The 23,324-nt window shown below is 71.7% G+C and carries 23 protein-coding genes, 1 other RNA gene and 2 pseudogenes; 20 read left to right on the top strand and 6 right to left on the bottom strand.

What is annotated here, in order from left to right:
• Positions 1-5: 5 nt before the first annotated feature.
• The gene (locus tag RM445_RS19405; protein WP_311558113.1) at positions 6-1,040 is read right to left on the bottom strand and encodes a hypothetical protein; all 1,035 of its coding nucleotides are present in this window, start codon (positions 1,038-1,040) and stop codon (positions 6-8) included.
• Positions 1,041-1,222: 182 nt separating this feature from the next.
• On the opposite strand from RM445_RS19405, the gene RM445_RS19400 reads away from it, so the two are divergent.
• Positions 1,223-2,014, top strand: a complete 792-nt coding sequence (locus RM445_RS19400) for a fructosamine kinase family protein (protein WP_311558112.1) — start codon at positions 1,223-1,225, stop codon at positions 2,012-2,014.
• 83 nt (positions 2,015-2,097) lie between these two features.
• Here the strand turns inward: RM445_RS19400 and RM445_RS19395 are convergent, their stop codons facing one another.
• On the bottom strand, positions 2,098-2,367 hold the full coding sequence (locus RM445_RS19395) for a hypothetical protein (RefSeq protein ID WP_311558110.1): 270 nt from the start codon (positions 2,365-2,367) through the stop codon (positions 2,098-2,100).
• A 41-nt stretch (positions 2,368-2,408) separates the two neighbouring features.
• Here RM445_RS19395 and RM445_RS19390 point away from each other — a divergent pair, with 41 nt between their 5' ends.
• Entirely contained in the window at positions 2,409-3,788 is a 1,380-nt protein-coding gene (locus RM445_RS19390; RefSeq protein WP_311558109.1) for an AI-2E family transporter, read from the top strand.
• Positions 3,789-3,809: 21 nt separating this feature from the next.
• Here the strand turns inward: RM445_RS19390 and RM445_RS19385 are convergent, their stop codons facing one another.
• Positions 3,810-4,484 carry a transglycosylase SLT domain-containing protein gene (locus RM445_RS19385; protein ID WP_311558107.1) on the bottom strand — a complete coding sequence of 225 codons (675 nt, stop codon included), beginning with the start codon at positions 4,482-4,484 and terminating at the stop codon, positions 3,810-3,812.
• A gap of 470 nt (positions 4,485-4,954) precedes the next feature.
• Between RM445_RS19385 and RM445_RS19380 the strand changes: the two genes are divergently transcribed.
• The 15 genes and pseudogenes from RM445_RS19380 to RM445_RS19310 all read left to right on the top strand — a co-directional run bounded on the left by RM445_RS19380 (position 4,955) and on the right by RM445_RS19310 (position 17,769).
• A complete protein-coding gene (locus RM445_RS19380; protein WP_311558106.1) occupies positions 4,955-5,758 on the top strand; it encodes a tyrosine-protein phosphatase in 804 nt (267 codons plus the stop codon).
• Positions 5,759-5,841: 83 nt separating this feature from the next.
• On the top strand, positions 5,842-6,360 hold the full coding sequence (locus RM445_RS19375; RefSeq protein ID WP_311558105.1) for a PadR family transcriptional regulator: 519 nt from the start codon (positions 5,842-5,844) through the stop codon (positions 6,358-6,360).
• 32 nt (positions 6,361-6,392) lie between these two features.
• Positions 6,393-7,487, top strand: coding sequence for a peptide chain release factor 2 (prfB, locus tag RM445_RS19370; RefSeq protein WP_311558104.1), 1,095 nt, complete (start codon positions 6,393-6,395; stop codon positions 7,485-7,487).
• A 36-nt stretch (positions 7,488-7,523) separates the two neighbouring features.
• Complete coding sequence (gene ftsE, locus RM445_RS19365; RefSeq protein WP_311558102.1) at positions 7,524-8,213, top strand: cell division ATP-binding protein FtsE; 690 nt, start codon at positions 7,524-7,526, stop codon at positions 8,211-8,213.
• A 37-nt stretch (positions 8,214-8,250) separates the two neighbouring features.
• Complete coding sequence (gene ftsX, locus RM445_RS19360) at positions 8,251-9,153, top strand: permease-like cell division protein FtsX (protein ID WP_311558100.1); 903 nt, start codon at positions 8,251-8,253, stop codon at positions 9,151-9,153.
• Positions 9,154-9,182: 29 nt separating this feature from the next.
• The gene (smpB, locus tag RM445_RS19355) at positions 9,183-9,668 is read left to right on the top strand and encodes an SsrA-binding protein SmpB (protein WP_311558099.1); all 486 of its coding nucleotides are present in this window, start codon (positions 9,183-9,185) and stop codon (positions 9,666-9,668) included.
• A pseudogene (locus RM445_RS19350) lies at positions 9,665-10,611 on the top strand (amidohydrolase family protein). Before smpB ends, RM445_RS19350 begins: the two are co-directional and overlap by 4 nt.
• A 96-nt stretch (positions 10,612-10,707) precedes the next feature.
• Positions 10,708-11,099, top strand: a transfer-messenger RNA (tmRNA) gene (gene ssrA / locus RM445_RS19345).
• Between the two features lie 87 nt (positions 11,100-11,186).
• Positions 11,187-11,528: an ArsR/SmtB family transcription factor gene (locus RM445_RS19340; RefSeq protein ID WP_311558097.1), complete on the top strand. Its 342-nt coding sequence runs from the start codon at positions 11,187-11,189 to the stop codon at positions 11,526-11,528.
• Positions 11,529-11,531: 3 nt separating this feature from the next.
• Positions 11,532-12,044 (top strand): SRPBCC family protein, encoded by a 513-nt coding sequence (locus RM445_RS19335; protein ID WP_311558095.1) that lies wholly within the window; start codon positions 11,532-11,534, stop codon positions 12,042-12,044.
• A gap of 199 nt (positions 12,045-12,243) precedes the next feature.
• Positions 12,244-14,472, top strand: a complete 2,229-nt coding sequence (locus tag RM445_RS19330; RefSeq protein ID WP_311558094.1) for an Ig-like domain-containing protein — start codon at positions 12,244-12,246, stop codon at positions 14,470-14,472.
• Between the two features lie 131 nt (positions 14,473-14,603).
• Entirely contained in the window at positions 14,604-15,119 is a 516-nt protein-coding gene (locus RM445_RS19325; protein WP_311558092.1) for an Ig-like domain-containing protein, read from the top strand.
• A gap of 126 nt (positions 15,120-15,245) precedes the next feature.
• On the top strand, positions 15,246-16,196 hold the full coding sequence (locus tag RM445_RS19320) for a glutamate ABC transporter substrate-binding protein (RefSeq protein WP_311558091.1): 951 nt from the start codon (positions 15,246-15,248) through the stop codon (positions 16,194-16,196).
• Between the two features lie 13 nt (positions 16,197-16,209).
• Positions 16,210-16,860 (top strand): amino acid ABC transporter permease, encoded by a 651-nt coding sequence (locus RM445_RS19315; RefSeq protein WP_311558090.1) that lies wholly within the window; start codon positions 16,210-16,212, stop codon positions 16,858-16,860.
• 39 nt (positions 16,861-16,899) lie between these two features.
• Entirely contained in the window at positions 16,900-17,769 is an 870-nt protein-coding gene (locus tag RM445_RS19310) for an amino acid ABC transporter permease (RefSeq protein ID WP_311558088.1), read from the top strand.
• 43 nt (positions 17,770-17,812) lie between these two features.
• Here the strand turns inward: RM445_RS19310 and RM445_RS19305 are convergent, their stop codons facing one another.
• Together RM445_RS19305 and RM445_RS19300 are read right to left on the bottom strand one after the other, a co-directional pair.
• On the bottom strand, positions 17,813-18,661 hold the full coding sequence (locus RM445_RS19305) for an endonuclease domain-containing protein (RefSeq protein WP_311558086.1): 849 nt from the start codon (positions 18,659-18,661) through the stop codon (positions 17,813-17,815).
• 140 nt (positions 18,662-18,801) lie between these two features.
• Positions 18,802-19,215, bottom strand: coding sequence for an SRPBCC family protein (locus RM445_RS19300; RefSeq protein ID WP_311558085.1), 414 nt, complete (start codon positions 19,213-19,215; stop codon positions 18,802-18,804).
• Positions 19,216-19,350: 135 nt separating this feature from the next.
• Between RM445_RS19300 and RM445_RS19295 the strand changes: the two genes are divergently transcribed.
• A complete protein-coding gene (locus RM445_RS19295) occupies positions 19,351-20,538 on the top strand; it encodes an MFS transporter (protein ID WP_311558273.1) in 1,188 nt (395 codons plus the stop codon).
• Here RM445_RS19295 and RM445_RS19290 read toward each other — a convergent pair.
• Positions 20,535-21,263: a VIT1/CCC1 transporter family protein gene (locus tag RM445_RS19290; RefSeq protein ID WP_311558084.1), complete on the bottom strand. Its 729-nt coding sequence runs from the start codon at positions 21,261-21,263 to the stop codon at positions 20,535-20,537. The genes RM445_RS19295 and RM445_RS19290 overlap by 4 nt on opposite strands.
• Before the next feature lie 54 nt (positions 21,264-21,317).
• Here RM445_RS19290 and RM445_RS19285 point away from each other — a divergent pair, with 54 nt between their 5' ends.
• Together RM445_RS19285 and RM445_RS19280 are read left to right on the top strand one after the other, a co-directional pair.
• The gene (locus tag RM445_RS19285; RefSeq protein WP_311558083.1) at positions 21,318-22,799 is read left to right on the top strand and encodes a cryptochrome/photolyase family protein; all 1,482 of its coding nucleotides are present in this window, start codon (positions 21,318-21,320) and stop codon (positions 22,797-22,799) included.
• 76 nt (positions 22,800-22,875) lie between these two features.
• Positions 22,876-23,324 (top strand): annotated as a pseudogene (locus RM445_RS19280) (MauE/DoxX family redox-associated membrane protein).

The raw sequence follows: 23,324 nt of genomic DNA, 5'->3' as shown, positions 1-23,324 counted from the left end.
GTCGCTCAGGTGCTCGGCACGCCGCTGCTGCGTGGCGAACGCGTCCGCGGCAGTGGCGGCCGTGGAGACGTGGACGCCGACCAGCTCGAGGAACGTGCGGTAGTCGTCGTCCAGCGCCAGGTAGGCGCTGACGCCGGTGATGAGCACTCCCGCCGCCCGGTCCGCGCCGATCCGGACCGGCAGGGCGACGGCCTCGTCGAACGGCGCCTCGTCGTGCCGCTCGCCGCCGAGAAGCCCGGGGCGCAGCGGACCGCCGCCGGGGAGCCGCCCGTCAGGCAGGGCGCCGGCCAGACCGGAGACGACGGTGCTGAGCCCGGTCGTCGCCACCTCCCGGAAGGACGCCGCCCAGAGGTCGTCGTGGCCGACCGTCGCCGGGGCCAGCGGCTCGCCCGGCTCGACGCCCTGCGCGGCCACGAGCCGTGCACCGCCGCCGTGGCCGTCGAGCAGGTAGAGCAGGGCGGCGGGACGTCGGCGCGGTAGCGCGACAGGACGTCGACGGCGGCGGTGCCGGCCGCCTGCACGTCCGTGGCGTCGCCGAGCCGGGCGAGCTCGCTCAGAGCGCGCAGCCGCCGTTCGCCGATGACGCGGCCGGTGGTCTCCGTGCAGGCGCAGAACACACCCTCGGCGCCCGACTCGTCGGCGCCGAGCGCGCTCAACGAGTAGGTGAACCACGCCTCCTCCGGCCGGTCCCGCCGGGCCAGCAGCATCGGCATGTCCTCCTGGAAGACCGCCTTGCCCGCGAGCGCGTCTGCCAGCGCGGGCTGCAGCCCCGGCCACAGCTCGGGCCAGGTCGTCGCGAACGGCGCGGCCAGGGCGTCGGGGTGCCGGTCGCCGAGCAACGGGGCGTAGGCGTCGTTGTAGAGCAGCGCCCACCGGGGACCGGCCGCGACGTACATGGGCAGCTGCGAGCGCAGCAGCAGTTCGACGGCCGTGCGCAACGACGCGGGCCAGCGCTGCGGCGGCCCAAGGGTTGTGCCGGCCCAGTCGACCTCGCGCATGCGCCGCGCCATCTCGCTGTGCCCGACGAACGGCGACTCCACGCCCTCATCCTCCCGGATCCGCCCTCGGGCCAGAATGTCCGCCGCCGTCGGGGCGGTGCAACCGGGGTCGGCCGGGCGCGGGGTGTCAGCAAGGTGGCCTTCCAGACGCGTGGTGACAGGAAGGTGGCCTTGCAGGCGTCGTGGGGCGCGCGGCCGCGGGCTCCGCGCGGCAGGCTGCGCTCGTGGAGATTCCCGGCTGGCCGGCGCAGCTTCCCCCGCTCGTCCGCGCCGAACCGCTGCCCGGCGGCCTCGTCTGCACCGTGCTCGGCGGGACGCTCGCCGACGGGCGCCAGGTGGTGGTCAAGCGCTGCCCCTACCCGGCCGAGGTCGAGGCCGACGGGCTCGCGGCACTGGCCGCAGCCGGTGCGCCGGTCCCGCAGGTACTGGCCGCGACCGACGACCTGCTCATGCTCGAGCGCGTGGACGGCACGCCCGACTGGGCCGGGCTCGGCCGTACCGTCGCCCGGCTGCACCGGGTCACCGGCCCGCGCTTCGGCTGGCACCGCGACAACTCCGGTGGCCGGATCACCCAGCACAACGGGTGGCACGACGACTGGCCGAACTTCTTCGTCGAGAACCGGGTGCGGGTGCACCTGGCCGACCCCGCCGTCCCCGACGCGCTACGGCGGCGTCTCGAGCGCGCCTGCGCCGGCCCGCTGCCTGCGCTGCTGCCCGCCCGACCGCCCGCGTCGCTGACGCACGGGGACCTGTGGACGGGCAACGTGGTCGGCGGGCGCTGGCTCGTCGACCCCGCCGTGGCCTACGTCGACCGCGAGCTGGAGTTGGCGTTCATGGACCGGGCCGACCTGCCGGCGGAGTTCCACGACGCGTACCGCGAGGAGTGGCCGCCGGACCCGGGCTACCCGCAGCGCCGGCCGGCCCTGCAGCTGCACAAGCTGCTGGTGAACGTGCGGCATTTCGGCGAGCGGTACGTGCGGCCGATCGAGGCGGTGCTCGACGGTTACGGGTGGTGATGCCCGCGAAGTCAGCAAAGCCACTTTGCTGCGGTCCGATTGCAGGAAAGTGGCTTTGCTGCAATCCCCGGCCTGCGCCACGGTTACGGGCGGTGAGCGGCGAGTTCGAGCTCGTACGCGTCGTCGCCCACCCAGATCCGCAGGCCGTCGCCGTCGTCGGTGATGTACCCGTCCTCCTCCTCGCCCAGCTCCCGCAGCGCCCCCAGCGCGAGCACGCCGACCTCCAGGAGCCCGCCACCCAGATCGCGCGGCCGGTACTCCGAGGCCAGCCGGGCGGTGCGGCACTCGGTCGCCAGCCACCGCGCGTTCCGCTCGCCGACGTCGGCACGCCAGGTCTCCCGCGATCCGGTCATGGATCGGAGTATGAGCCCGACGGCGCACGCCGACGAGGGGGATGAGTGCGACACTGCCAGTCGCCGAGCCGACGCGGACCCGAGCGGCCGGGGCGGTGGGCGACAGCCGGACGAGCGGGATGCGGGGGCGTGCGATGACGGGTCTTCGGCCCGGCCCGGGCCGCAGGCGGCCGTTGACACGCCTACGCCTGCGCGGCTCCGTCCCGCCCGCGTCCGGTCCGGTGGCGCCGCGCCGGGCTGTGGTCGCGAACGGTGCCGCCCGGCCGTCGGAGCGTCGCGGACCGGAGCGACCGGACCCCGACGAGGCCGTCCGCTACGGGCTGCGGGTCGCCGCCGGCTACGCATGGCGGTCGGTGGCCGTGGCCGTCGCCGTCTACCTCGTGTTCGTCGCGCTGGGGCGGCTGCACTTCGTCGCCATCTCGGTGTTCGTCGGGCTGCTGATCACCGCGCTGCTGCGTCCGCTGACCGACCTGCTCGCGAGGCGGGTACCCCGCGGCGGGGCCGTCGCGATCGCGATCATCCAGGCGATCGTCGTCGTGGGGGGCGTGGTCACCTTCGTCGCGACGCAGGCGGTCGGGCAGTTCGGGCGACTCATCGGCCAGTTCGCGACGGGCATCCGGGAGATCGAGGTACTGCTGTCCGGGCCGCCTCTGCGGCTTCCTGCGGGCGAGCTGAACCGCTGGACGACCCAGGGCCTGGCGTGGCTCGCGGAGAACCGCGGCCGGCTCGCGGCGCAGGCCGCCGGCGAGGCGAGCGTCGTCGCGGAACTGTTCGCAGGCCTCGCGCTGGCGGTGTTCTGCTCTCTGTTCTTCCTGCACTCCGGCGAGCGGCTGTGGAGCTGGGTGCTCGGCCAGCTGCCGGTGCGCCGCACGCGCTGGGACGCCGCCGGGCGGGCGGGCTGGACGGCCTTCGCCGGCTACACCCGGGGCGTCGTCATCGTCGCGGTGTCGAACGCGACGCTCGTCGGGATCGCGTTGTTCCTGCTCAAGGTGCCCCTCGCGCTGCCGCTGACGCTGCTCGTGCTGCTCGGCGCCTTCATCCCGCTCATCGGTGCCCCGATCGCACTGTGGATCGCGACGCTCGTGGCTCTGGCCGGCCGCGGCCCGCTCACCGCGCTGGCCGTGCTCGTGCTGATCGTGGTGATCGGGCAGATCGAGGGCCACGTCCTGCACCCGTTCATCATGAGCCGGGCGGTGAAGCTGCACCCGGTCGTCGTCGCGGTGTCCGTGGCGTCGGGGACCGTGCTGGCGGGGATCATCGGGGCGGTCGTCGCGGTGCCGATGGTGGCCGTGGCGTGGGCGACCTTCGCGCAGCTGCGCGCCATGAGCGCGCTCGACGACGCGGATGCCGAGGCCCCCGACCCCCGCGACGCGGACCCACCGCCGCCCGGAACCCCCGTGACCCCGCCCACGGTGCTCTGACCGTGGCGTGCGATGCGGGCGTCAGTAGCCCAGGTAGCCCCCGGCGCCGTTGCTGCGCCCGCCGGCCACGACGGTCTTCATCCCGTACCGGTCGACCATGTAGCGGACGCCGGCCGTGATGTTCGCGACCGGGTCGGTGATCGGCCGACCGGCGAGCTGGGGGTGCACGTAGGCGCGGAACGTCGACGGGATCGTCTGCATCAACCCGCGCGACGGAGTACCCCGCACCGCGTTGCTGTCCCAGGTGTTGACCGCGTGCGGGTTGCCGCCCGACTCGGCCAGGATGATCTTCTTGACGCCGGAGGCCAGGCTCTGCGGCATGCCCATCACCTGCAGGGCCTCGGCGATCCAGCCGTCCAGCCCGCCCGCCCGGATCTGCGACTGGGTGCGGGCCTGCTGCGCGTGCAGGGCGGCGAGCTGGTCCGCGAGCCGGCTCGCCTTCTGCACCGACGCAACCCGTTGCTCGGCCGCCTCGTCGTCGATCGAGTAGGCGACCGGCAGCATCGGGGCGGCCTCCGCCAACGTCCGGATGCGCTCCGCCGGCTGCAGCACACCGGCGCTCGCCGCGAGGACGGAGTGGGGCGCCGCGTCGGCGGCCGCCGCAGCGGGGGCCGGGTCCGCCGAGGCCGACGACCCGGGCAGGAGGGCGGTGACCGCGCCCGCGGCGACCGCGCCGAGCGTCGCAGCCGTGGCCACGACCTGGACGCGGCGGTGACCGTCGGACGGCGCCCGGTGCGAGGCCCGGTCGCGGACCGGGACGGCCGGTTGCGTCCGGCCTCTCGGAGTGCGGTGACCAGCCACGGATGTGCCCTTTCAGCGCGGGGGAGCGACCCGTCCACGTGCCCACCGGTTGGGGAGGCCCGGGGAGCCGGTGGGGAGTCCGGCTCCGTCGTGCACGTGATCGGGTCGTGACGCTCGGTGCAACTGTAGGGAAGCGGTGGGCGCCCGGACAAGCTCCTGTTACGTCATTCGGCGCAATGCACTCGCCGCTCATCCGATCTCCGCGGTGGCGCATGATTACGCCTGAGCGGCGATGAACGGTCGTCGGGCGCGATCGGTGGTCTTCGTGCTGGTCGCGGAGCCGCCGTGCGCATCGTCACGCTGTGCAACCGCTGCCCGGTCTCGAAGGCGGGCCGGACGGTGCCGGGCCGGGTTAGGGTCGTGCAGTGGGTGACGCTGTGCAGGAGACCGTGGACGCCGTGCAGGACGCTGTGCAGGAATCCGAGCCGGACCGCTGGTTGCGGTTCGACGGGCTCGACAACGTCCGTGACGCCGGGGGCCTGCCCCTGCGCGACGGCGGCCGCACCCGGTTCGGGCAACTGTTCCGCAGCGCCAATCTCCGCTACGTCACCGACGCCGACGTCGCCCACCTCGTCGACGTACTCGGCCTGCGGCTGGTGATCGATCTGCGGACCGCGCGCGAGATCGACCGCGACGGCCCGACGGCGGTGGCCGACGCGGGTGTCGAGACCGTCGCGCTGAGCTTCATCCCCGAAGACGGCGAGGCGCTGCCCGAGACCGGCGACCAGACGGACCCGCTGCTGCGCGCCTACCTCGGCTACCTCGTCGACCGCACGGAGAACGTCGTACAGGCGGTCCGCCTCCTGGGTGGGCCCGACGCCGGTCCGGCTCTCGTGCACTGCGCGGCGGGGAAGGACCGGACGGGCGTGCTCCTCGCGCTCGTGCTCGACGCCGTCGGGGTGGAACGCGAGGCCGTGATCGCCGACTACGCGCTCTCCGCCCAGCATGTCGAGACGATGTTCCGGCGGTGGACCACCGCGGCCGGCCGGGAGATGCCCGACGACCTCACCCCGCACCTCCCGCGGGCCGAGGTCATCGCCACGGTCCTGGCCCGGCTGGACGACGAGCACGGCCGCGACGGTCGCGACGGCCCCGCCGGCTGGCTGCGCGCGAACGGCCTGGACGACGCCGTGCTGGACCGGCTCCGGGAGCGCCTCGTCGGCCGGTGACGGAGTTCGTCCACAGTGGACGCAGTCGGCCACTGTGGATCCGTCGGCGCGCGGCGGACGCCGACCCGTGTCACCGTTACGGAATGACGCCGCGGGGGAGAGCGCCATCTGTCAACGCCACCGCAGCCGCTCTGCTCGGCCTGTTGCACGACGAGCCGATGACCGGTGGCCAGCTCGTCTCGGCCGCCGACGGCAGGTTCGGCGCCTTCTTCTCCGTCACCCGCAGTCAGGTCTACCGCGAGCTTCCCGCGCTGGCCGAGTCCGGGCTGCTCAAGCTGGGTGAGCAGGGTCCGCGGGCGTCCCAGCAGTACGTGCTCACGGCGGCGGGACGGCGCGCCTTCGCGGCGTGGCTGGCGTCGGGCGGCGGGGCCGACTCCCTGCGCAGCCCCCTCGTGCTCCGGTTGCTGCACGGACGCCAGCTCCCGGTGGAGCAGCGCGTAGAGCTCGTCCGGTGCAGCCGCGAGACGTTCGGCGCCCGGCTCGCGTCCGCCCGGGCCGCCGCGCGCAACGAGGACGACCCGTACCGCCGAGCCGTCGCCGACTTCGCGGTCGCCCACAACCGGGCCATGGTCAAGCTGCTGGACGCGATCCCGCTCGACTGAGGCTGCCGGCTCCACGCGTAGTCTGGGCAGTTGTGAACCCCGACGTCGCAGCCGAGCTGAAGGACCTCTCCGCCACGCTGGAGAGCATCGAGGCGGTCACGGACCTGCCCGCGCTGCGCGCCGAGATCGCGGACCTGTCCGAGCAGGCCGGACGCCCGGACCTGTGGAACGACCCCGATGCCGCCCAGAAGGTCAACAGCCGGCTGTCGCACGCGCAGGGCGACCTGCGCCGCGTCGAGGAGCTGCGCCGCCGCCTCGACGACCTGCCGGTGCTCTACGAGCTCGCCGAGGAGGAGGGCGACGAGGGGTCGCTCGCCGACGCCGACGCCGAGCGGGCCAAGCTGCACCAGGACATCGAGAGCCTCGAGGTCCGCACGCTGCTCTCGGGTGAGTACGACGCCCGCGAGGCGCTCGTGACGATCCGCTCCGAGGCCGGCGGGGTGGACGCCGCCGACTTCGCCGAGATGCTCATGCGCATGTACCTGCGCTGGGCCGAGCGGCACGGCTACGGCATCGACGTCTACGACACCTCCTACGCCGAAGAGGCCGGCATCAAGTCGGCCACGTTCCAGGTCCACGCGCCGTTCGCGTACGGGACGCTGTCCGTCGAGCAGGGCACCCACCGGCTGGTGCGGATCTCGCCGTTCGACAACCAGGGCCGCAGGCAGACGTCGTTCGCCGGCGTCGAGGTGGCACCGGTCGTGGAGACCAGCGACCACGTCGACATCGACGAGAAGGACCTGCGCGTCGACGTCTACCGCTCCTCGGGGCCGGGCGGCCAGGGCGTGAACACCACCGACTCCGCGGTGCGGCTGACGCACCTGCCCACCGGCATCGTCGTGTCCTGCCAGAACGAGCGCAGCCAGCTGCAGAACAAGGCCTCGGCGATGATGGTGCTGCAGGCCAAGCTCCTGGAGCGCCGCCGTCAGGAGGAGCAGGCCCGGATGGACGCCCTCAAGGACACCGGCTCGTCGTGGGGCAACCAGATGCGCTCGTACGTGCTGCACCCGTACCAGATGGTCAAGGACCTGCGGACGGAGTTCGAGGTCGGCAACCCGTCCGCGGTGCTGGACGGTGAGATCGACGGCTTCATCGAGGCCGGAATCCGGTGGCGCCGCAGCCAATGACGGTCCGGTCACGGGGCCTCGCTAGGCTGCGCCTCCGTGATCCGCCTGGAACGCGTCACCAAGATGTACAAGACGTCGACGCGCCCGGCGCTCGACCGCGTGTCGGTCGACATCGAGCGGGGGGAGTTCGTCTTCCTCATCGGGCCGTCGGGCTCGGGCAAGTCGACGTTCCTGCGGCTGTTGCTGCGTGAAGACGTCCCGACCAAGGGCACGATCATGGTCGCGGACCTCGACGTCGCGAAGCTGCCCCGCCGCCGCGTCCCGCGGCTCCGCCAGCGGATCGGCTGCGTCTTCCAGGACTTCCGGCTGCTGCCGAACAAGACCGTCGGGGGCAACGTCGCGTTCGCCCTCGAGGTGATCGGCAAGCCGCCCCAGACGGTCCGCAAGATCGTCCCCGAGGTGCTGGAGCTCGTGGGCCTCGACGGCAAGGCCGAGCGGATGCCGCACGAGCTCTCCGGCGGCGAGCAGCAGCGGGTCGCGATCGCCCGGGCCTTCGCCAACCGGCCGATGGTGCTGCTGGCCGACGAGCCCACCGGGAACCTCGACCCCGACACGAGCCAGGACATCATGCTGCTGCTCGAGCGGATCAACCGCACGGGCACGACCGTCCTCATGGCCACCCACGACCACTCGATCGTCGACTCGATGCGCCGGCGCGTGGTGGAGCTGAGCATGGGCAAGCTCGTCCGCGACGACGTGCGGGGTGTCTACGGAGTGGGCCGCTAGTGCGCACCGCCGACGTACTTCTCTCCGCGGAGGCGCCATGAGAACCGACTTCGTCGTCCGCGAGGTCGTCACCGGCCTGCGCCGCAACGTCACGATGACCGTCGCCATGGTCCTGACCACGGCGATCTCGCTCGCGCTGGTCGGCACCGGCCTGCTCGCCGTGCGCACGATCGACCGCACCGAGCAGCTCTACAGCGACCGCGTCGAGGTACAGGTCGCGCTGACCGCCGACGTCTCCGTCGCCGACACCGACTGCAGCCAGCCGGTCTGCTCCGGCCTGAAGGCGACGTTGGAGAACTCCCCGCTCGTGGCGTCGGTGCGCTTCGAGAGCCAGCAGCAGGCCTACGAGCGCTACCTGCAGCTGTTCAAGGGGCAGTCGCTGGCCGAGGTGGTCCGCCCGCAGTCGCTGCCCGCGACGCTGCGGGTGAAGCTGAACGACCCCGAGGCCGGCGCACAGGCCGTCCGCGAGGCGATGACCGACCAGGTCGGCGTCCGCAACGTCATCGACCAGCGCGACGTCGTCGCCAAGCTCTTCGACTTCCTCTCCGGTGTGCGGAACCTGACCTTCGCCGTCGCCCTCGTCCAGGCCGTCGCGGCACTGTTGCTGATCTCGAACACCGTGCAGGTCTCGGCGTTCACGCGGCGGGTGGAGGTCGGCGTGATGCGGCTGGTGGGGGCGACGCGCTGGTACACCCAGTTCCCGTTCCTCATCGAGGCCGTGGTCACCGGGATCGTCGGCGCGGCGATCGCGTCGTTGGGGCTGCTGGCCGGCAAGTTCCTGTTCATCGACGACCTGCTGTCGGGCATCGTCAGCAACGGCGTGATCCCGCCGATCGAGGTGGCCGACATCCTGTGGGTCTCACCGATCCTGCTGATGATCGGCGCGGGCGTTGCCGCGGTGACGGGGTACGTGACGCTGCGGCTCTACGTGCGCCTCTAGAGGTCGCGGCCCCGGCGTAAACTGGACAGGTGAAGGAGCAAGGCCGGAAGACCATCGCGCAGAACCGCAAGGCGCGCCACGACTACAGCGTCCTCGACACATACGAGGCCGGTGTCGCGCTGATGGGCACCGAGGTCAAGAGCCTGCGGCTGGGGCGCGCGTCGCTCGTCGACTCCTTCGCCACCATCGACGACGGCGAGGTGTGGCTGCGCGGCCTGCACATCCCCGAGTACACGCAGGGCAGCTGGACGAACCACGAGCCGCGGCGCAACCGCAAGCTGCTGCTGCACCGCGACGAGATCGAGCGGCTGATCGGCAAGACCCGCGAGGGCGGGCTCACGCTGGTCCCGCTGTCGCTGTACTTCCGCGACGGCAAGGTCAAGCTCGAACTCGCGCTGGCGCGGGGCAAGCGCGACTACGACAAGCGCCAGGACCTGGCCAAGCGCGATGCGGACCGGGAGATCTCGCGCGCCTACGGTCGCGCGGCGAAGGGGCGCGTGCGGGAGATGCGGTGACGGTGCCGTCGCCGCCCCGGTACGACGCGGACGTCCCGCGTTACCTCGCCGACCTCGGCGTTCCGGGGATTGTCGACGTCCACGTGCACTTCCTGCCCGAGAACGTGCTCCAGAAGGTGTGGGGTACTTCGACCAGGCGCAGGAGCACTACGGCATGCCGTGGCCGGTGCACTACCGGCTGCCCGAGCCGGAGCGGGTCGCGATCCTGGAGAAGCTCGGCGTGGCGACGTTCGCGCCGTTGGTCTACCCGCACCGCCCGGGCATGGCGCGCTGGCTCACCGGGTGGGTCACCGCCTTCGCCGACGCCACGCCGGGCGCGGTGCGAACGGCGACACTCTTCCCCGAGCCGGACGTCGCGGACTACCTCGGTGCCGCGGTCGGGGCCGGGGCGCGGATCGCGAAGGTGCACGTGCAGGTCGGCGGGTTCGACCCCCGCGACCCGGTGCTCGCCCCGGCCTGGGGACTGCTCGCCGAGGCGGGCGTCCCGGTCGTCGTGCACTGCGGCCACGGCCCGCGACGCGGCGCGCACACCGGCCTCGACGTCTTCGCCGAGGTCCTCGCAGCGCATCCGCGACTGCGGGCCGTGCTCGCCCACGCGGGGATGCCCGACTTCGGGGCCGCCCTCGACCTCCTGGCCCGCCATCCGGCCTGCCTCCTTGACACGACGATGGTCGGCACCCCGTTCACCGAGGTGATCGCCCCGTTGCCGTCCGACTGGGCCGCGCGGCTCGCGGACGTCGCGGACCGGGTGGTGTTCGGCTCCGACTTCCCGAACATCCCGTACGCCTACGCCGAGCAGGTCCGGGCCGTCGCGTCGTGGGCGGCCGCCGACGACCGGCTGGGCGCCCCGTTCCTGCGGTCGGTGCTGCACGACGCCCCGGCCCGCCTCCTGGCGCTGGAGCCCGCCGGCACACAGGAAGCCGGGCCGACACCAGAGTCGTGACCTGGGTACGGGCCCGGGTTCTCTTGTGTCGACGTCCGGGATGATCCGGCGCCCCGGAGGCGTTACCCTGGTGCAGTCGCCGCTGGGGCGGCGCTAGGGGGTGAACGGTTTCGACTCCGGAAGCGGATCGAGGGGAAGCGTGCCGAGGAAGGCGACGATGATCTCGTTAACCACCCGTCGCAAAAAAACAAGTGCCGCTAATAAGCAGCACGTTCTGGCTAAGAGCCAGGCTGAGCTCGCGCTCGCTGCCTGATCTAGTGCAGAACTGTCGGCCCGGGGGTGTTCCCGCTCCGGTGTCCGGCATCAGCTAGGGGACTCACCCGTCCGCCCGGTCGCGGGGTGGACGGGAACATCAAACAGCGACTGGGATCGTCACACCGGCTCGTCCGCATGACCGGTGGATCCGAGTAGAGGCACAGCGGACTGCGCACGGAGAAGCCCTCGCGAAGCAACGGAGGACCCGGGTTCGATTCCCGGCACCTCCACCTCGCGCGAACGCCCAGGTCACCGACCTGGGCGTTCGTGTTTTCACGAGGCGGACTTGACATACAACCGATCGGTTGTATGTTGGAGACATGACCGAGACGGACGAGAACCGGGCCGACGCCCTGTTCCACGCGCTCGCCGACCGGACCCGGCGCGACATCATGCGCCGGGTGCTGGCCGGCGAGCACTCGGTCTCCACGCTCGCGGCGAAGTACGACATGAGCTTCGCCGCGGTGCAGAAGCACGTCGCCGTGCTGGAGAAGGCCGGCCTGCTCACCAAGCGCCGCAGCGGTCGTGAGCAGTTGGCCCGCGGCGACGTGGAGGCGGTGCGGTCCGTGGCGTCCCTGCTCGTCGACCTCGAGCAGATATGGCGCGGCCGCATCGCCCGCATCGACAACCTCATCGCATCCGATACCGAACCGGAGGGCTGAACCATGCCTGTCACCGACGTCCGCCATGACATCGACAACCTGACCCTGACCATCACCGCCGAGTTCGCCGCCCCCGTGGAGCGGATCTGGCAGGTCTACGCCGACCCGCGCCAGCTGGAGAAGGTCTGGGGGCCGCCGAGCTACCCGGCGACGGTCGTCGACCACGACCTGCGGCCCGGCGGCCGCGTGAACTACTTCATGACCGGTCCCGAGGGCGACAAGCACGCCGGGTACTGGCAGGTCACCTCGGTCGACGAGCCGCGTGGTTTCTCTTTCGACGACGGTTTCGCCGACCTCGACTTCACCCCGAATCCGGATCTGCCGGTCTCGAAGAACGAGTACACCTTCACCGAACGCGACGGCGGTACCCGCGCGACCTATGTGAGCACCTTCGCCTCCGCCGAGGGGCTCCAGCAGGTGCTGGACATGGGCGTCGTCGAGGGCGCCTCGTCGGCGATCAACCAGATCGACGAGCTGGTCGCCGCTCGAGACAATGGAGTCAGCGGGTCGCGCTGACTAGTGACAATCACCTCCGGATACCCGGATACACGGCGAACAGGGATGCGCCAGCGGTGTCACTCAAGTTGATGATTCCCCTGCGTACCGGTTAACGCAGGGCGCCTTTGTGCGACACGTCGGCAGGAGTGATCCACCGGCGGAGCAGGCCGGCGGATCGCTGCGACCCGCTTTCCGCCGCGCCTTCCGGAGCTGATGCATGCCGCGTGACCTGTCCGCCCGTGTCCCGTCCCGCCTCGCCGCCGTCGTCGCGCTGGTGGTCGTCGGGCTGGCAGCCGTCTCCGTGGGGTCGACCCCGGCGCATGCGCAGGGCAGCGTCTACTACGTCAACCCGGACACGAAGGTCGGGAACAACGCCAACACCGGCACTTCCAGCGGGGCACCGTTCGCCACTCTCCAGAAAGCCCTCGACGTGGCCCAGGCGGGAGCGACGATCAATCTCGCCGCAGGCACCTACCGCGAGGCCGTCATCACCAAGCGTGCTGGGACCGCGGCGGCGCCGATCACCGTCAAGGGGCCGCAGGAGGGCCGCGACAAGGCGGTGCTCTACGGGCTCGGAGGGCGGGTGTTCAGCATCGACCACAGCTACTACACCCTCACCGGCTTCACGATCGACGGGCAGCAGAACATCGCGCGCTCCGAGTACCCGAATGTCAGCTCGCTGTCGCAGATCGAGGCCTTCAAGAATTCGGTGCAGGCGAAGGCCGTGAACAGCAAGCTGGTCTACGTCGGGGCTTCCACCACCTCCGCGGACATCGTCGGCACGACCATCTCGAACATGTTCCTCAACGGCTCGGGTGGCGAATGCGTGCGCTTCCGCAATCGCGCCGCGAACAGCCTGATCGTCGACTCCGTGATCCAGTGGTGCGGGATGCGGGCCTCGGGCAGCGGCGACCAGTACAAGTACCACAACGCGGAGGGCGTCTACATCGGCACGAGCCCGAAGTCGACGGACCAGCCGTTCGCCGCGAACGACACCAGTAACAACATCGTCGTGAGCAACTCCACGATCAACACCTATGGCTCCGAATGCTTCGAGGTGAAGGAGAACGCGAACCGCAACCGCCTGGAGAACAGCGATTGCGGGTGGAACGACGAGCCTCTGGCGAACCAGGGCAGCAACGTCGAGCTGCGCGGCGACCACAACACCGTGCTCGGCAGTCGGCTGAGCCAGAGCCGCAGCTGGAACCTCAAGCTGGCGTCGGACTCGACGACGTACGACAAGGGCGGCAACACCGCGCAGGGGACCACGTTCAGCAGTGCCGCCACCTACCCGATCATCAACAAGCAGACGGGCTCCGGGCCTTTCTGCGGCAACACCTTCCCGTCCGGCACGATCGCCGACCCGAGCGGCAAGGCCGTCAGCAGCCCTGCAACCTGCACCGGCTCCACCGCGCCGACCGTGACGGCCCGGACGCCTGCGGCCAACGCGACCGGAATCGCGCCCACGGACAACGTCACCGCGACGTTCTCCGAGGCCGTGCAAGGGGTCAGCGCCACGACATTCACGCTCAAGCCCAGCACGCCGGTGACGGCTGCAGCGGTGGCCGCGACGTTCAAGTACGACTCCGCCTCCCGGACCGCCACATTGGATCCGTCGGCCGACCTGGCGGCGAACATGCAGTACACGGCCACGCTGACCGGCGGTGCATCCGGTATCAAGAGTGCGACCGGCACCCCGCTGGCGACCGCGACCTGGAACTTCACCACTGCACCGGGATCGGCGGCGCCGGCTCCTCCGGTGGACACGGCCGCGCCGACGGTGGCCACTCGGACGCCGGCGGCCAACGCGACCGGATTCGGAATCGGAGACAACGTCACGGCGACGTTCTCCGAGCCCGTCACGGGTGTCCGCGGAACGGTCACTGGTGGTCCCGCGGCCACGTTCTCCCTGAAGAACGCCACGACCGGAGCCGCAATCGCAGCATCGGTCGGCTACGACGCCGCCACCCGGAAGGCAACCCTGGACCCGACGTCAAACCTGGCCGCGAACACGCGCTTCACGGCCACGCTGACCGGCGGCACGACGGGCATCAAGGACATGGCCAACAATCCACTGGCGACCGGGTCCTGGACCTTCACCACCGGAGCTGCACCCGACACCATCGCACCGACGGTGACCGCGCGGACTCCGAGTGCCAACGCCACGGGGGTGAGTCGCACCCGGGACATCACCGCCACCTTCAGCGAAGGCGTCGCTGGTGTGGGCGGCACTTCGGTCACGTTGAAGAACGCTTTCACGGGCGCCGTGATCGCCGCAGGAGTGAGCTACAGCGCCTCGACACGGGTCGTCACTCTCAACCCGAGCTCAACCCTCGCAGCGAACACCAAGTTCACCGTCACCCTCACCGGCGGAGCCGGTGCGATCAAGGACGCTGCGGGCAATCCGCTCACCACCGTCTCCTGGACCTTCACCACCTCGCGGTGACCGTCGATGTGGTGATCTTCCGGCGCGTGCGTTAGACGGCTCCTCCTCCGGGTGACGTCTTCAGCATCGGTGATCCACCAGCGGAGGAGGGGCCGCCGGCCCCTCCCCGCCGCGCCTTCCGGAGCTGCTGCATGCCGCAGGACCAGTCCTCCCGTACCCCGTCCCGCCTCGCCGTCGGCGTCACGTCGGTCGCCGCAGCACTGTTGATGGCCGGGGCGCAGGCCCCGGCCTACGCCGCACCTCCCGCGGACAAGACCGCGCCATCACTGACGATCACGGCCCCGGCGAGTGACGCCGCCGGGGTGCCGGTGACCGGCACCGTCATGGTGATGTTCACCGAGCCGGTGCAGGGCGTCGACGACAAGTCGTTCACGCTCCGGGGGGCCGGTGCGGCCGCGGACGTCGCCGCAGCGGTGAGCTACGACGACTCCACGTGGATCGCGACGTTGGACCCGAAGGCCGACCTGTCCGCCGACACCCGCTACACCGTGACGTTGACCGGTGGCGCGTCGGCGATCAGGGACGTGGCCGGCAACCCGCTGCTGAACGTCTCCTTCACGTTCACCACCGGAGCCTCCGTCCCTGCGGCTCCTTCGCCTGCTCCCGCCCTCCCGGTTCCCGCCATCCCGGCTCCCGGCGCGCGCTGACCGGACACGGAATCGGGTCGGACAGTCCGTGACCGGAGTGTGACCGCCCCCGGTTGCCGGACCGCCACCCGCTTGCCAGGCTGCCCGGACGGGTGATCGGACAGGCGGCAGCGGGGGGTAGCAGTGGTGCGATCGCAGAGGTGGCGGGTCCGGGTCGGCGCGATACTGGCGACGACGGCCGCGCTGGTCCTCACCGGCTGCGCCGACCAGGGCAGCGCGCCGCCACCCAAGGTGCCCGGCCAGGCCGACACCAGCGGGTACGACCAGATCATCGCCGGGTCACCGGTCGCCGATGCCGCCGCGATCCCCGCCGGCTCCTGGGCCGACACGATCAAGCAGCGCGGCAAGCTGATCCGCGGCGGCACGGACCAGGGGGCGCTGTTCTCCCTCAAGGACCCGGCCACGGGCAAGGTCACCGGCTTCGACGCCGGGATGGCGGCCATGCTGGCCCACTACATCACGGGCAAGACGGACGCGGACGCCGTCGAACTGGTGGCCACCACCGTCGACACCCGCGAGACGCTGATCCAGAACAAGACGGTCGACGCGGTGTTCGCCACGTACACGATCACCGAACCGCGGGCCCAGAAGGTCGCCTTCGCCGGACCGTACTACGAGTCGGGCACGTCGATCATGGTGAAGAAGGACAACACCGCGATCAACAGCGTGAACGACCTCGCCGGCAAGAACGTCGCGACCGAGGCCAACTCGACCGCCGTCCTCGCGCTGCAGCAGTTCGCGCCGCAGGCCAACGTGCTGCTGTTCCAGGACGACGCCTCCTGCGTCGCCGCGCTGCAGCAGGGCCGGGCCGACGCCTACGTGCTCGACGAGGCGATTCTGCTCTCCGACGCGAGCACCAACCCGGTGTTCAAGCTGGTCGGCCAGCCGTTCACCAAGGAGCCCTACGGCATCGGGCTGCCGCTCGACGACCCCGCGGCCAAGCAGTTCGTCAACGACTGGCTCCAGAAGATCTACGCCGACGGCAGCTGGGCCAAGCTGTGGAAGGCGACCGTCGGCACCGTCGTGAGCGGCGACGCGCCGACCCCGCCGACGCTCGGCTCGGTCGCCGGTTCCTGAGGACGGCCGGCGGGTGCGTGTCGTCACCGACAACCTGGGCTTCCTGCTCGGGGGACTGCTGGTCACGCTCGAGCTGACGGTGCTCGGCTTCGTCGGGGCGCTGCTGCTCGGCACGGTGCTCGCGGTGTTCCGGGTCAGCCCGATCGCCCCGCTGCGTTGGGTCGGCGCGGTCTACGTCGAGGTGCTGCGGAACATGCCGCTGCTCACGCTGCTGATCCTCGTGGTGTTCGGGCTGCCGGACGTCGGGATCACGTTCTCGCTGTTCACCTCGGCCGCGGTCTGCATGGCGGCGTTCGCGGCGGCGTTCGTCTGCGAGGCGGTCCGGGGCGGGATCAACACGGTGCCGGTCGGGCAGGCCGAGGCGGCGCGCTCGCTCGGATTCACCTTCACCCAGTCGCTGCGGTACGTGATCCTCCCGCCTGCGTTCCGGACGATGGTGCAGCCGCTGGTCAACATCTTCATCGGCGTCGTGCTCGGGTCGTCGCTGGCCTCGGCGGTCGGGGTCAGCGAGCTGACCAACCGCACCCAGGTGCTCAATCTGCAGTCGGCCGAGGCCGTGGTGCTGTTCCTCGTCAGCGGGGCGATCTACCTGGTGATCGCGCTGCTCGGCGGAGCCGCGGGCGGAGCGCTGGAGCGGCGCGTGTCCGGCGGGCGGGCTCGGTGACTCCCACGGCCGGGAGGCAACGGTGAGGGGGAAGACACTGTGACGGCCGCGGCGACCCGTGTCCTGTTCGACGAGCCCGGCCCGCGCGGGCGCGCCCGCATCCGGATCTTCACCGTGATCGGGCTGCTGCTCGTCGCGGGGATCGTCGCGCTGGCGCTCTACCAGTTCTATCGCAACGGCCAGCTCGGCCGGAGCCGCTGGCTCGCGTTCGCGGAGCCCGCCTACCTGCGGTTCCTCGCCGACGGGATCCGGGGCACGATCATCGCGACGGCGCTGGCCGCCGTCCTGTCGTTCCCGCTCGGGGTGGTGCTGGCGCTCGGACGGCTCTCGCGCAACGCTCTGCTGCGGCGGGTCTCGACCTGGTACATCGAGCTGTTCCGCAGCATCCCGCTGCTGCTGCTGATCTACGCCTTCCTGCTGGCGCTACCCCGGTACGGGATCAACCTGCCGATCCTGTGGAAGCTCGTGGTCCCGATCGTCCTGGTCAACGTCGCGGTGCTCGCCGAGATTTTCCGCGCCGGCATCCTCGCGGTGGACCGCGGCCAGTCGGAGGCCGCGGCGGCGTTGGGCCTGCGCGAGGGCACGGCGATGCGGTCGGTGATCCTTCCGCAAGCGATCCGGCTGGTGATCCCGACGCTGGTGACGCAGCTGGTCGCGCTGCTGAAGGACTCCACGCTCGGCTACGTCGTGAGCTACCCGGAGCTGATGAAGCAGGCCCAGAACCTCACCGTCTACACCCACCTGCTGGTGCAGACCTACCTCATCGTCGCCGCGATCTACGTGGTCGTGAACCTGCTGCTCTCCCGGTTCGCGGTCTGGCTCGAACGCCGCCTCGGGTCGCGGACGAGCAGCCGCGCGGCCCGCGGGCAGGCGGCGGAGCCCGAGGGCGTCCCGCAGACCATGGCGTGATCGATCCGACGGTGACGGAGCCGCTGCCCGGGCAGCACTGGTGTCACCGTCGGGCCGCCTTGACCAGCTCGTCCCGCAGCCGTGCGGCCACCCACCGCGGGCGGCGCATGATCTGCGCTGTCGTGAACCGCAGCACCGTCCAGCCCGCGGCGCTGAGGTACGCCTGCCGATCCAGGTCGCGTATCGCGCGTTCCTGGGTGCGGTGCGCCTCGCCGTCGTACTCGATCGCGAGCCGGATCGCGGGGTAGGCGAGGTCGAGCAGGTAGGCCCCGACCGGATGTTGAAGCGCGGGGACCGGCAGGCCGTCGAGCACGATGATCATCCGCGTGCGGCTCTCCATGGGCGACTCGGCCAGCGGGTTCGCCAGCCGGACGACCTCCGGCAACTGCGCGCTGCCGCGTGCGCCGAGATGACGGCACCCGAGGTCGAGCACAGCACGAGGGACGAACTTGTGCCGATGGCTCAGCGCGTCCACGGCGACGACGGCGTCGGTCAGAGGCGGGTCGCGGGCCAGGTCGTAGGCGGTGCGGACGGGCGCGGTGGCGGCGATCCCGTTCACCGTCGCGACCTCGTCGGGAAGCAGCAGACCCCGGTGCACGACCAGGCCGGGGTACGCGCGGTACGCACCGCCGGGCACGACGACGTCGACAGGCGCGTCCCTCGGACCGCAGGAGGCGTCGAGCAACTCGGCCGCGGCGTACCCGCCGATCACCCCGCGCCCGTCGACCAGCACGTACGCCGCCCGCGCCCGCAACGTGAGGTCGACCTCGACGGCCGCGCCGACGTACACGTCGGGGAACAGGCGGGTGAACCGCGGGCCGCGGAGCACGCCGGGAGCGAGCAGTCCGGAGGCGACGGCCGCGGAGCCGCGAAAGGGGAGGGTGAAATCCATGCGGCACAGACGGCGGCCGCGGCCTGCGGGTTCCGCAATCCGCCGAGCGAGTGTGACGCCACCGCTGCCCGGGCAGCCGTGACGTCACGCCGGGAACGATCAGCCGGCCGGAACCTCCCACACGTGCGCCGGCCGGAGGGTCAGGACGTTCCGGCGACGACGCGCTCGAGCTGGGCCAGCGCGTCGTCGAGCCACTGGCGCACCTCGCCGGCTGCGCTGCCGTGGCGGCGCGCCTCCGGCTGGTCGCCGAGGAACGACAGGTGCATCACCACGGACGAGTGGCCCGGCTCGGCGTGCTCGACCTGCAGCCAGCCGGCGTAGTCGGGGGAGTCTTCACTGCCCCACTCCAGCCGCAGCTGCTCCGGCCGCACGCCGACCAGGCCGTCGGCGTGGACGTCGCGCGAGTCGACGTCGGCGTGCACCTCGCCGTCGCCGGTCTGGCGGACACCGATCGGTGTCGGCATCCACTCCGAGAGCCGGTCCAGGTCGCCGACGATCGCGAACACCTGCTCGGCCTCGGCCGGCATACGCCGTTCCGCTTCGAACTCCGCCATGCGCACCCCGTACCCGCCACGGGGCCGGCCCACTCGGGGGCGTCGTCGCCGGGACCGGGCCTGACGCCCGATCGGCGTTAACCGACACGTAACGTGGGGGTGCAGGCTCGGGTGGAGGAGGACGTCGTGGTCGGTATGGACCGCGACGTCGTGCGCGTTCGACTGCCCCGGGAGATCCGGGTGCTGGCCGCCGCGGCCTTCGTGATCGCGATCGGCTACGGCCTCGTCGCCCCCGCGCTGCCCACGTTCGCCCGCAGCTTCGACGTCGGCGTCACCGCCGCGTCCGCCGTCATCAGTGCCTTCGCCCTGTTCCGGCTGCTGTTCGCCCCGGTCAGCGGACGTCTGGTGAGCCGGCTGGGGGAGTTGCGGACCTACCTGTTCGGGCTCGGCATCGTCGCCGTCTCCACCGGGGCGTGCGCCTTCGCGGCGGAGTACTGGCAGCTGCTGGTGTTCCGGTCGCTAGGCGGCATCGGGTCGACCATGTTCACGGTCGCGTCGGTGTCGATGCTCGTGCGCTTCGCACCGCCGGCCGCGCGCGGCCGCGCCTCCGGCCTGTGGGCGACGGGCTTCCTGCTCGGCAACCTCGCCGGCCCGCTGCTCGGCGGCGCGCTGGTCACGTTCGGGCTGCGCGCACCGTTCGTCGTCTATGCGGTGATGCTCCTGGTCGCGATGGCCCTGACGGGCGTGCTGCTGCGGGGGCAGGTCGGTGCCGTCGAGGTGACCGGCGACCTCGCGCCGGAGCTCTCCTTCCGTGCGGCGCTCGGGCACCCGACCTACCGCGCGGCCCTCGGGGCGGCGTTCGCCAACGGCTGGGCGGTGTTCGGAGTCCGTGTCGCGCTCGTCCCGCTGTTCGTGGTCGAGGCTCTTGGGCGGGCCGAGTCGTGGGGTGGGATCGCCCTGTCGGTCTTCGCCGCGGGCAACGCGATCACGCTCCTCACCGCGGGGAGCCTCGCCGACCGCAGCGGCCGCAAGCCGCCGGTGGTGATCGGTCTCGCGGTCTCCGCGGTCGCGACGGCGGTGCTCGGCCTGATGCCGACACTGCCGCTGTTCCTCGTGGCCTCCTTGGTGGCCGGGCTGGGCAGCGGCCTGCTGAACCCGCCGCTGAACGCGGCGGTGGCCGACGTCGTCGGAGCGCAGCGCCGGGGCGGGACGGTGCTGGCCGGGTTCCAGATGGCGTCGGACGTCGGCGCGATCGTCGGCCCGCTCGCGGCGGGTGCGGTGGCGCAGATGCTGGGCTTCGGCGCGGCGTTCGGGTTGACGGGCCTGATCACGGCGCTGGCTCTGGCCCTGTGGCTGCGGGCACCCGAGACCCTGCCGCGTTAAGCCACCGACGCGCCGATCAGCGAACCCACCAGGAACGTCGCCCCCGCGGCGATCGCGCCGAACAGCAGCTGCCGCCCGCCCGCGAACCACCACGGCTTGCCGGTGAACCGCGACGTCACGGCGCCGACGGCGAACAGCCCGACGGCGCCGACGAGCAGGCTCACCGCCAGCGACGAGCTGCCCAGCAGGAACGACAACAGCGGCACGATCCCGCCGACGGCGAAGCACACGAACGACGACAGCGCGGCCGTCCACGGTGACGGTTGCTCGTCCGGGTCGACGCCCAGCTCCTGGGTGACGTGGACCTTGAGCGCCAGCTCCGGGTCGGCGTGCACCTCCCGCGCCACGGCCTCCGCCGTCTGCTGCGTGAGCCCCATCTGCCGGTACATGTCGACGAGCTCGGCCTCCTCGGCCTTCGGGTGCAGGGCCAGCTCGGCACGCTCGATGGCCACTTCGCCTGCCACAGCGTCGTTCTGGGTCTGCACCGACGCGAACTCGCCCAGCGCCATCGAGAAGGCGCCGGCGACCAGCCCTGCCATCCCGGTCAGGATGATCGCGTTCCGGTCGGCGCCGCCACCCCCGACGCCCGCGACGAGGGCGATGTTCGTGACCAGCCCATCCATGGCGCCGAAGGTCGCGGCCCGCAGTGCGCCGCCGGAGACGTCACGGTGGGTGTGGTCGCCCTCGTGCTCGGCGAACTCGGCGGGGCCGGGGAGCTCGGACATGACCGCAGCGTAGGTCGGGTCGCGGGTCGACCGCCGCACAGCGACACTGCGGAGATGACCACCGAGCCGCTGTGGCTCTTCGCCGACCAGCTCGGCCCGCACGTGCACTCGACGGACGAGCACCGCGACCGGGAGGTCGTGCTCGTCGAGTCGACCCGCGTCCTGCACCGCAAGCGGTTCCACCGGCAGAAGCTGCACCTGGTCCTCTCCGGCATGCGCCACCTCGCCGCCGAACTCGGCGACCGGGCCACCTACCTGCGCACCGAGACCTACCGCGAGGCGCTGGAGCGGGTCGGGCGCCCGGTCGTCGTCCACGAGCCCACCTCGCACGCCGCCCTCGCGTTCGTCGAGCGGCTCCAGAAGGAGGGCCTGGTCGCCGAGATCCTCCCGACGCCCACCTTCGCGCTCCCGCGTGCCGAGTTCACCGAGTGGGCCGGCGACCGCACGGCGTTCCGGATGGAGGACTTCTACCGATCGCAGCGCCGTCGGTTCGACGTGCTGATGGAGGGCGGCGAGCCGGTCGGCGGGAAGTGGAACCTCGACCACGAGAACCGCGAGCCGCCACCCCGCGGGGAGAAGACCCTCGGCATCGTCGCGCCCTGGCAACCGCCGGAGGACGAGATCGACGAGCAGGTCCGCGCCGACCTCGATGCCCTGGACCTGCCGACCGTCGGCCGCGACGGTCCGCGATGGTTCGCCGTCACCGCGGACGAGGCCCGGCGCGCGCTCGCGCACTTCGTCTCGCACCGCCTGCCGCACTTCGGTCCGCACGAAGACGCGATGCTGCAGGACGACTGGCCCATGGCCCACTCGCTGCTGTCGGTGCCGCTCAACCTCGGGTTGCTGCATCCCCTCGACGTCGCCCGCGAGGCCGAGTCCGCCTTCCACGCCGGCGACGTGGCCCTGGCCAGTGCCGAGGGTTTCGTTCGTCAGGTGCTGGGCTGGCGGGAGTACATGTGGCACCTGTACTGGCACTTCGGGCCCGACTACCTGGGGCGCAACGAACTGCGGGCGCACACGCCGCTGCCCGACTGGTGGGTCGGGCTCGACGCCGACACCGTGACCGCGGCCTGCCTGCGATCGGCGTTGGAAGGCGTCCGCGACCGAGGGTGGACCCACCACATCCCTCGGCTGATGCTGCTGGGCAACCACGCCCTGCAACGCGGCTACCAGCCGCGGGCGCTGTCGGACTGGTTCCGCGAGTCGTTCGTCGACGGGTTCGAGTGGGTGATGCCGACCAACGTGATCGGCATGAGCCAGCACGCCGACGGCGGCCTGCTCGCGACGAAGCCGTACGCGTCCGGCGGGGCCTACATCAACCGGATGTCCGACCACTGCGGCCACTGCGCGTTCGACCCCCGCAAGCGGCTCGGGGACGACGCGTGCCCGTTCACCGCCGGCTACTGGGCCTGGGTCCACCGCCACCGCGAGATGCTCGCCGCGAACAACCGGACGGCGCGGGCCGTGGCGTCGATGCGCCGGCTCACGGACCTGGACGCGGTGCTGGAGCAGGAGTCGGCGCGGGAGGCGTTCTGAGCGTTCGTCCCTCAGTCGGGCCTCAGTACGCCCGGCTACCCTTGGCCGAGTGGAGTCGGTGCGGGTCCGGGACATCATCGGGACGGCCGCACGCCTCGGGCTCGCAGCGGTGTTCCTGATCTCGGGAGTGATCAAGGCGATCGACCCCGACGCCACCTACCTCGCCGTCCGGGCCTACGACGTGCTGCGAAGACCGGCGTGGAGCTTGTCGCCGGGGTGCTGCCGTGGTTCGAGATCGTCCTCGGCCTCCTCCTGCTGGCGGGTATCGCAACGCGGGCGGTGGCCGTCGTCTCGGCGGGCCTGCTGCTGGTGTTCATCGCCGGCGTGACGCAGGCGTGGGCCCGCGGGCTGTCGATCGACTGCGGATGCTTCGGCGGAGGCGGCGCCGTCGCCCCGGATCAGACGACCTACGGCCTGGAGCTGCTCCGCGACGCGGGGTTCCTGTTGTTGGCCGGGTGGCTGGTGGTGCGGCCGCGGACGCTCGGCGCGCTGACGCTGCCGAGCAGGCAAGAGGAGAGGATCTGA

The organism is Pseudonocardia charpentierae, assembly GCF_031845345.1.
Lineage (GTDB): Bacteria > Actinomycetota > Actinomycetes > Mycobacteriales > Pseudonocardiaceae > Pseudonocardia > Pseudonocardia charpentierae.
This window is presented reverse-complemented; position numbering and strand designations above follow the sequence as displayed.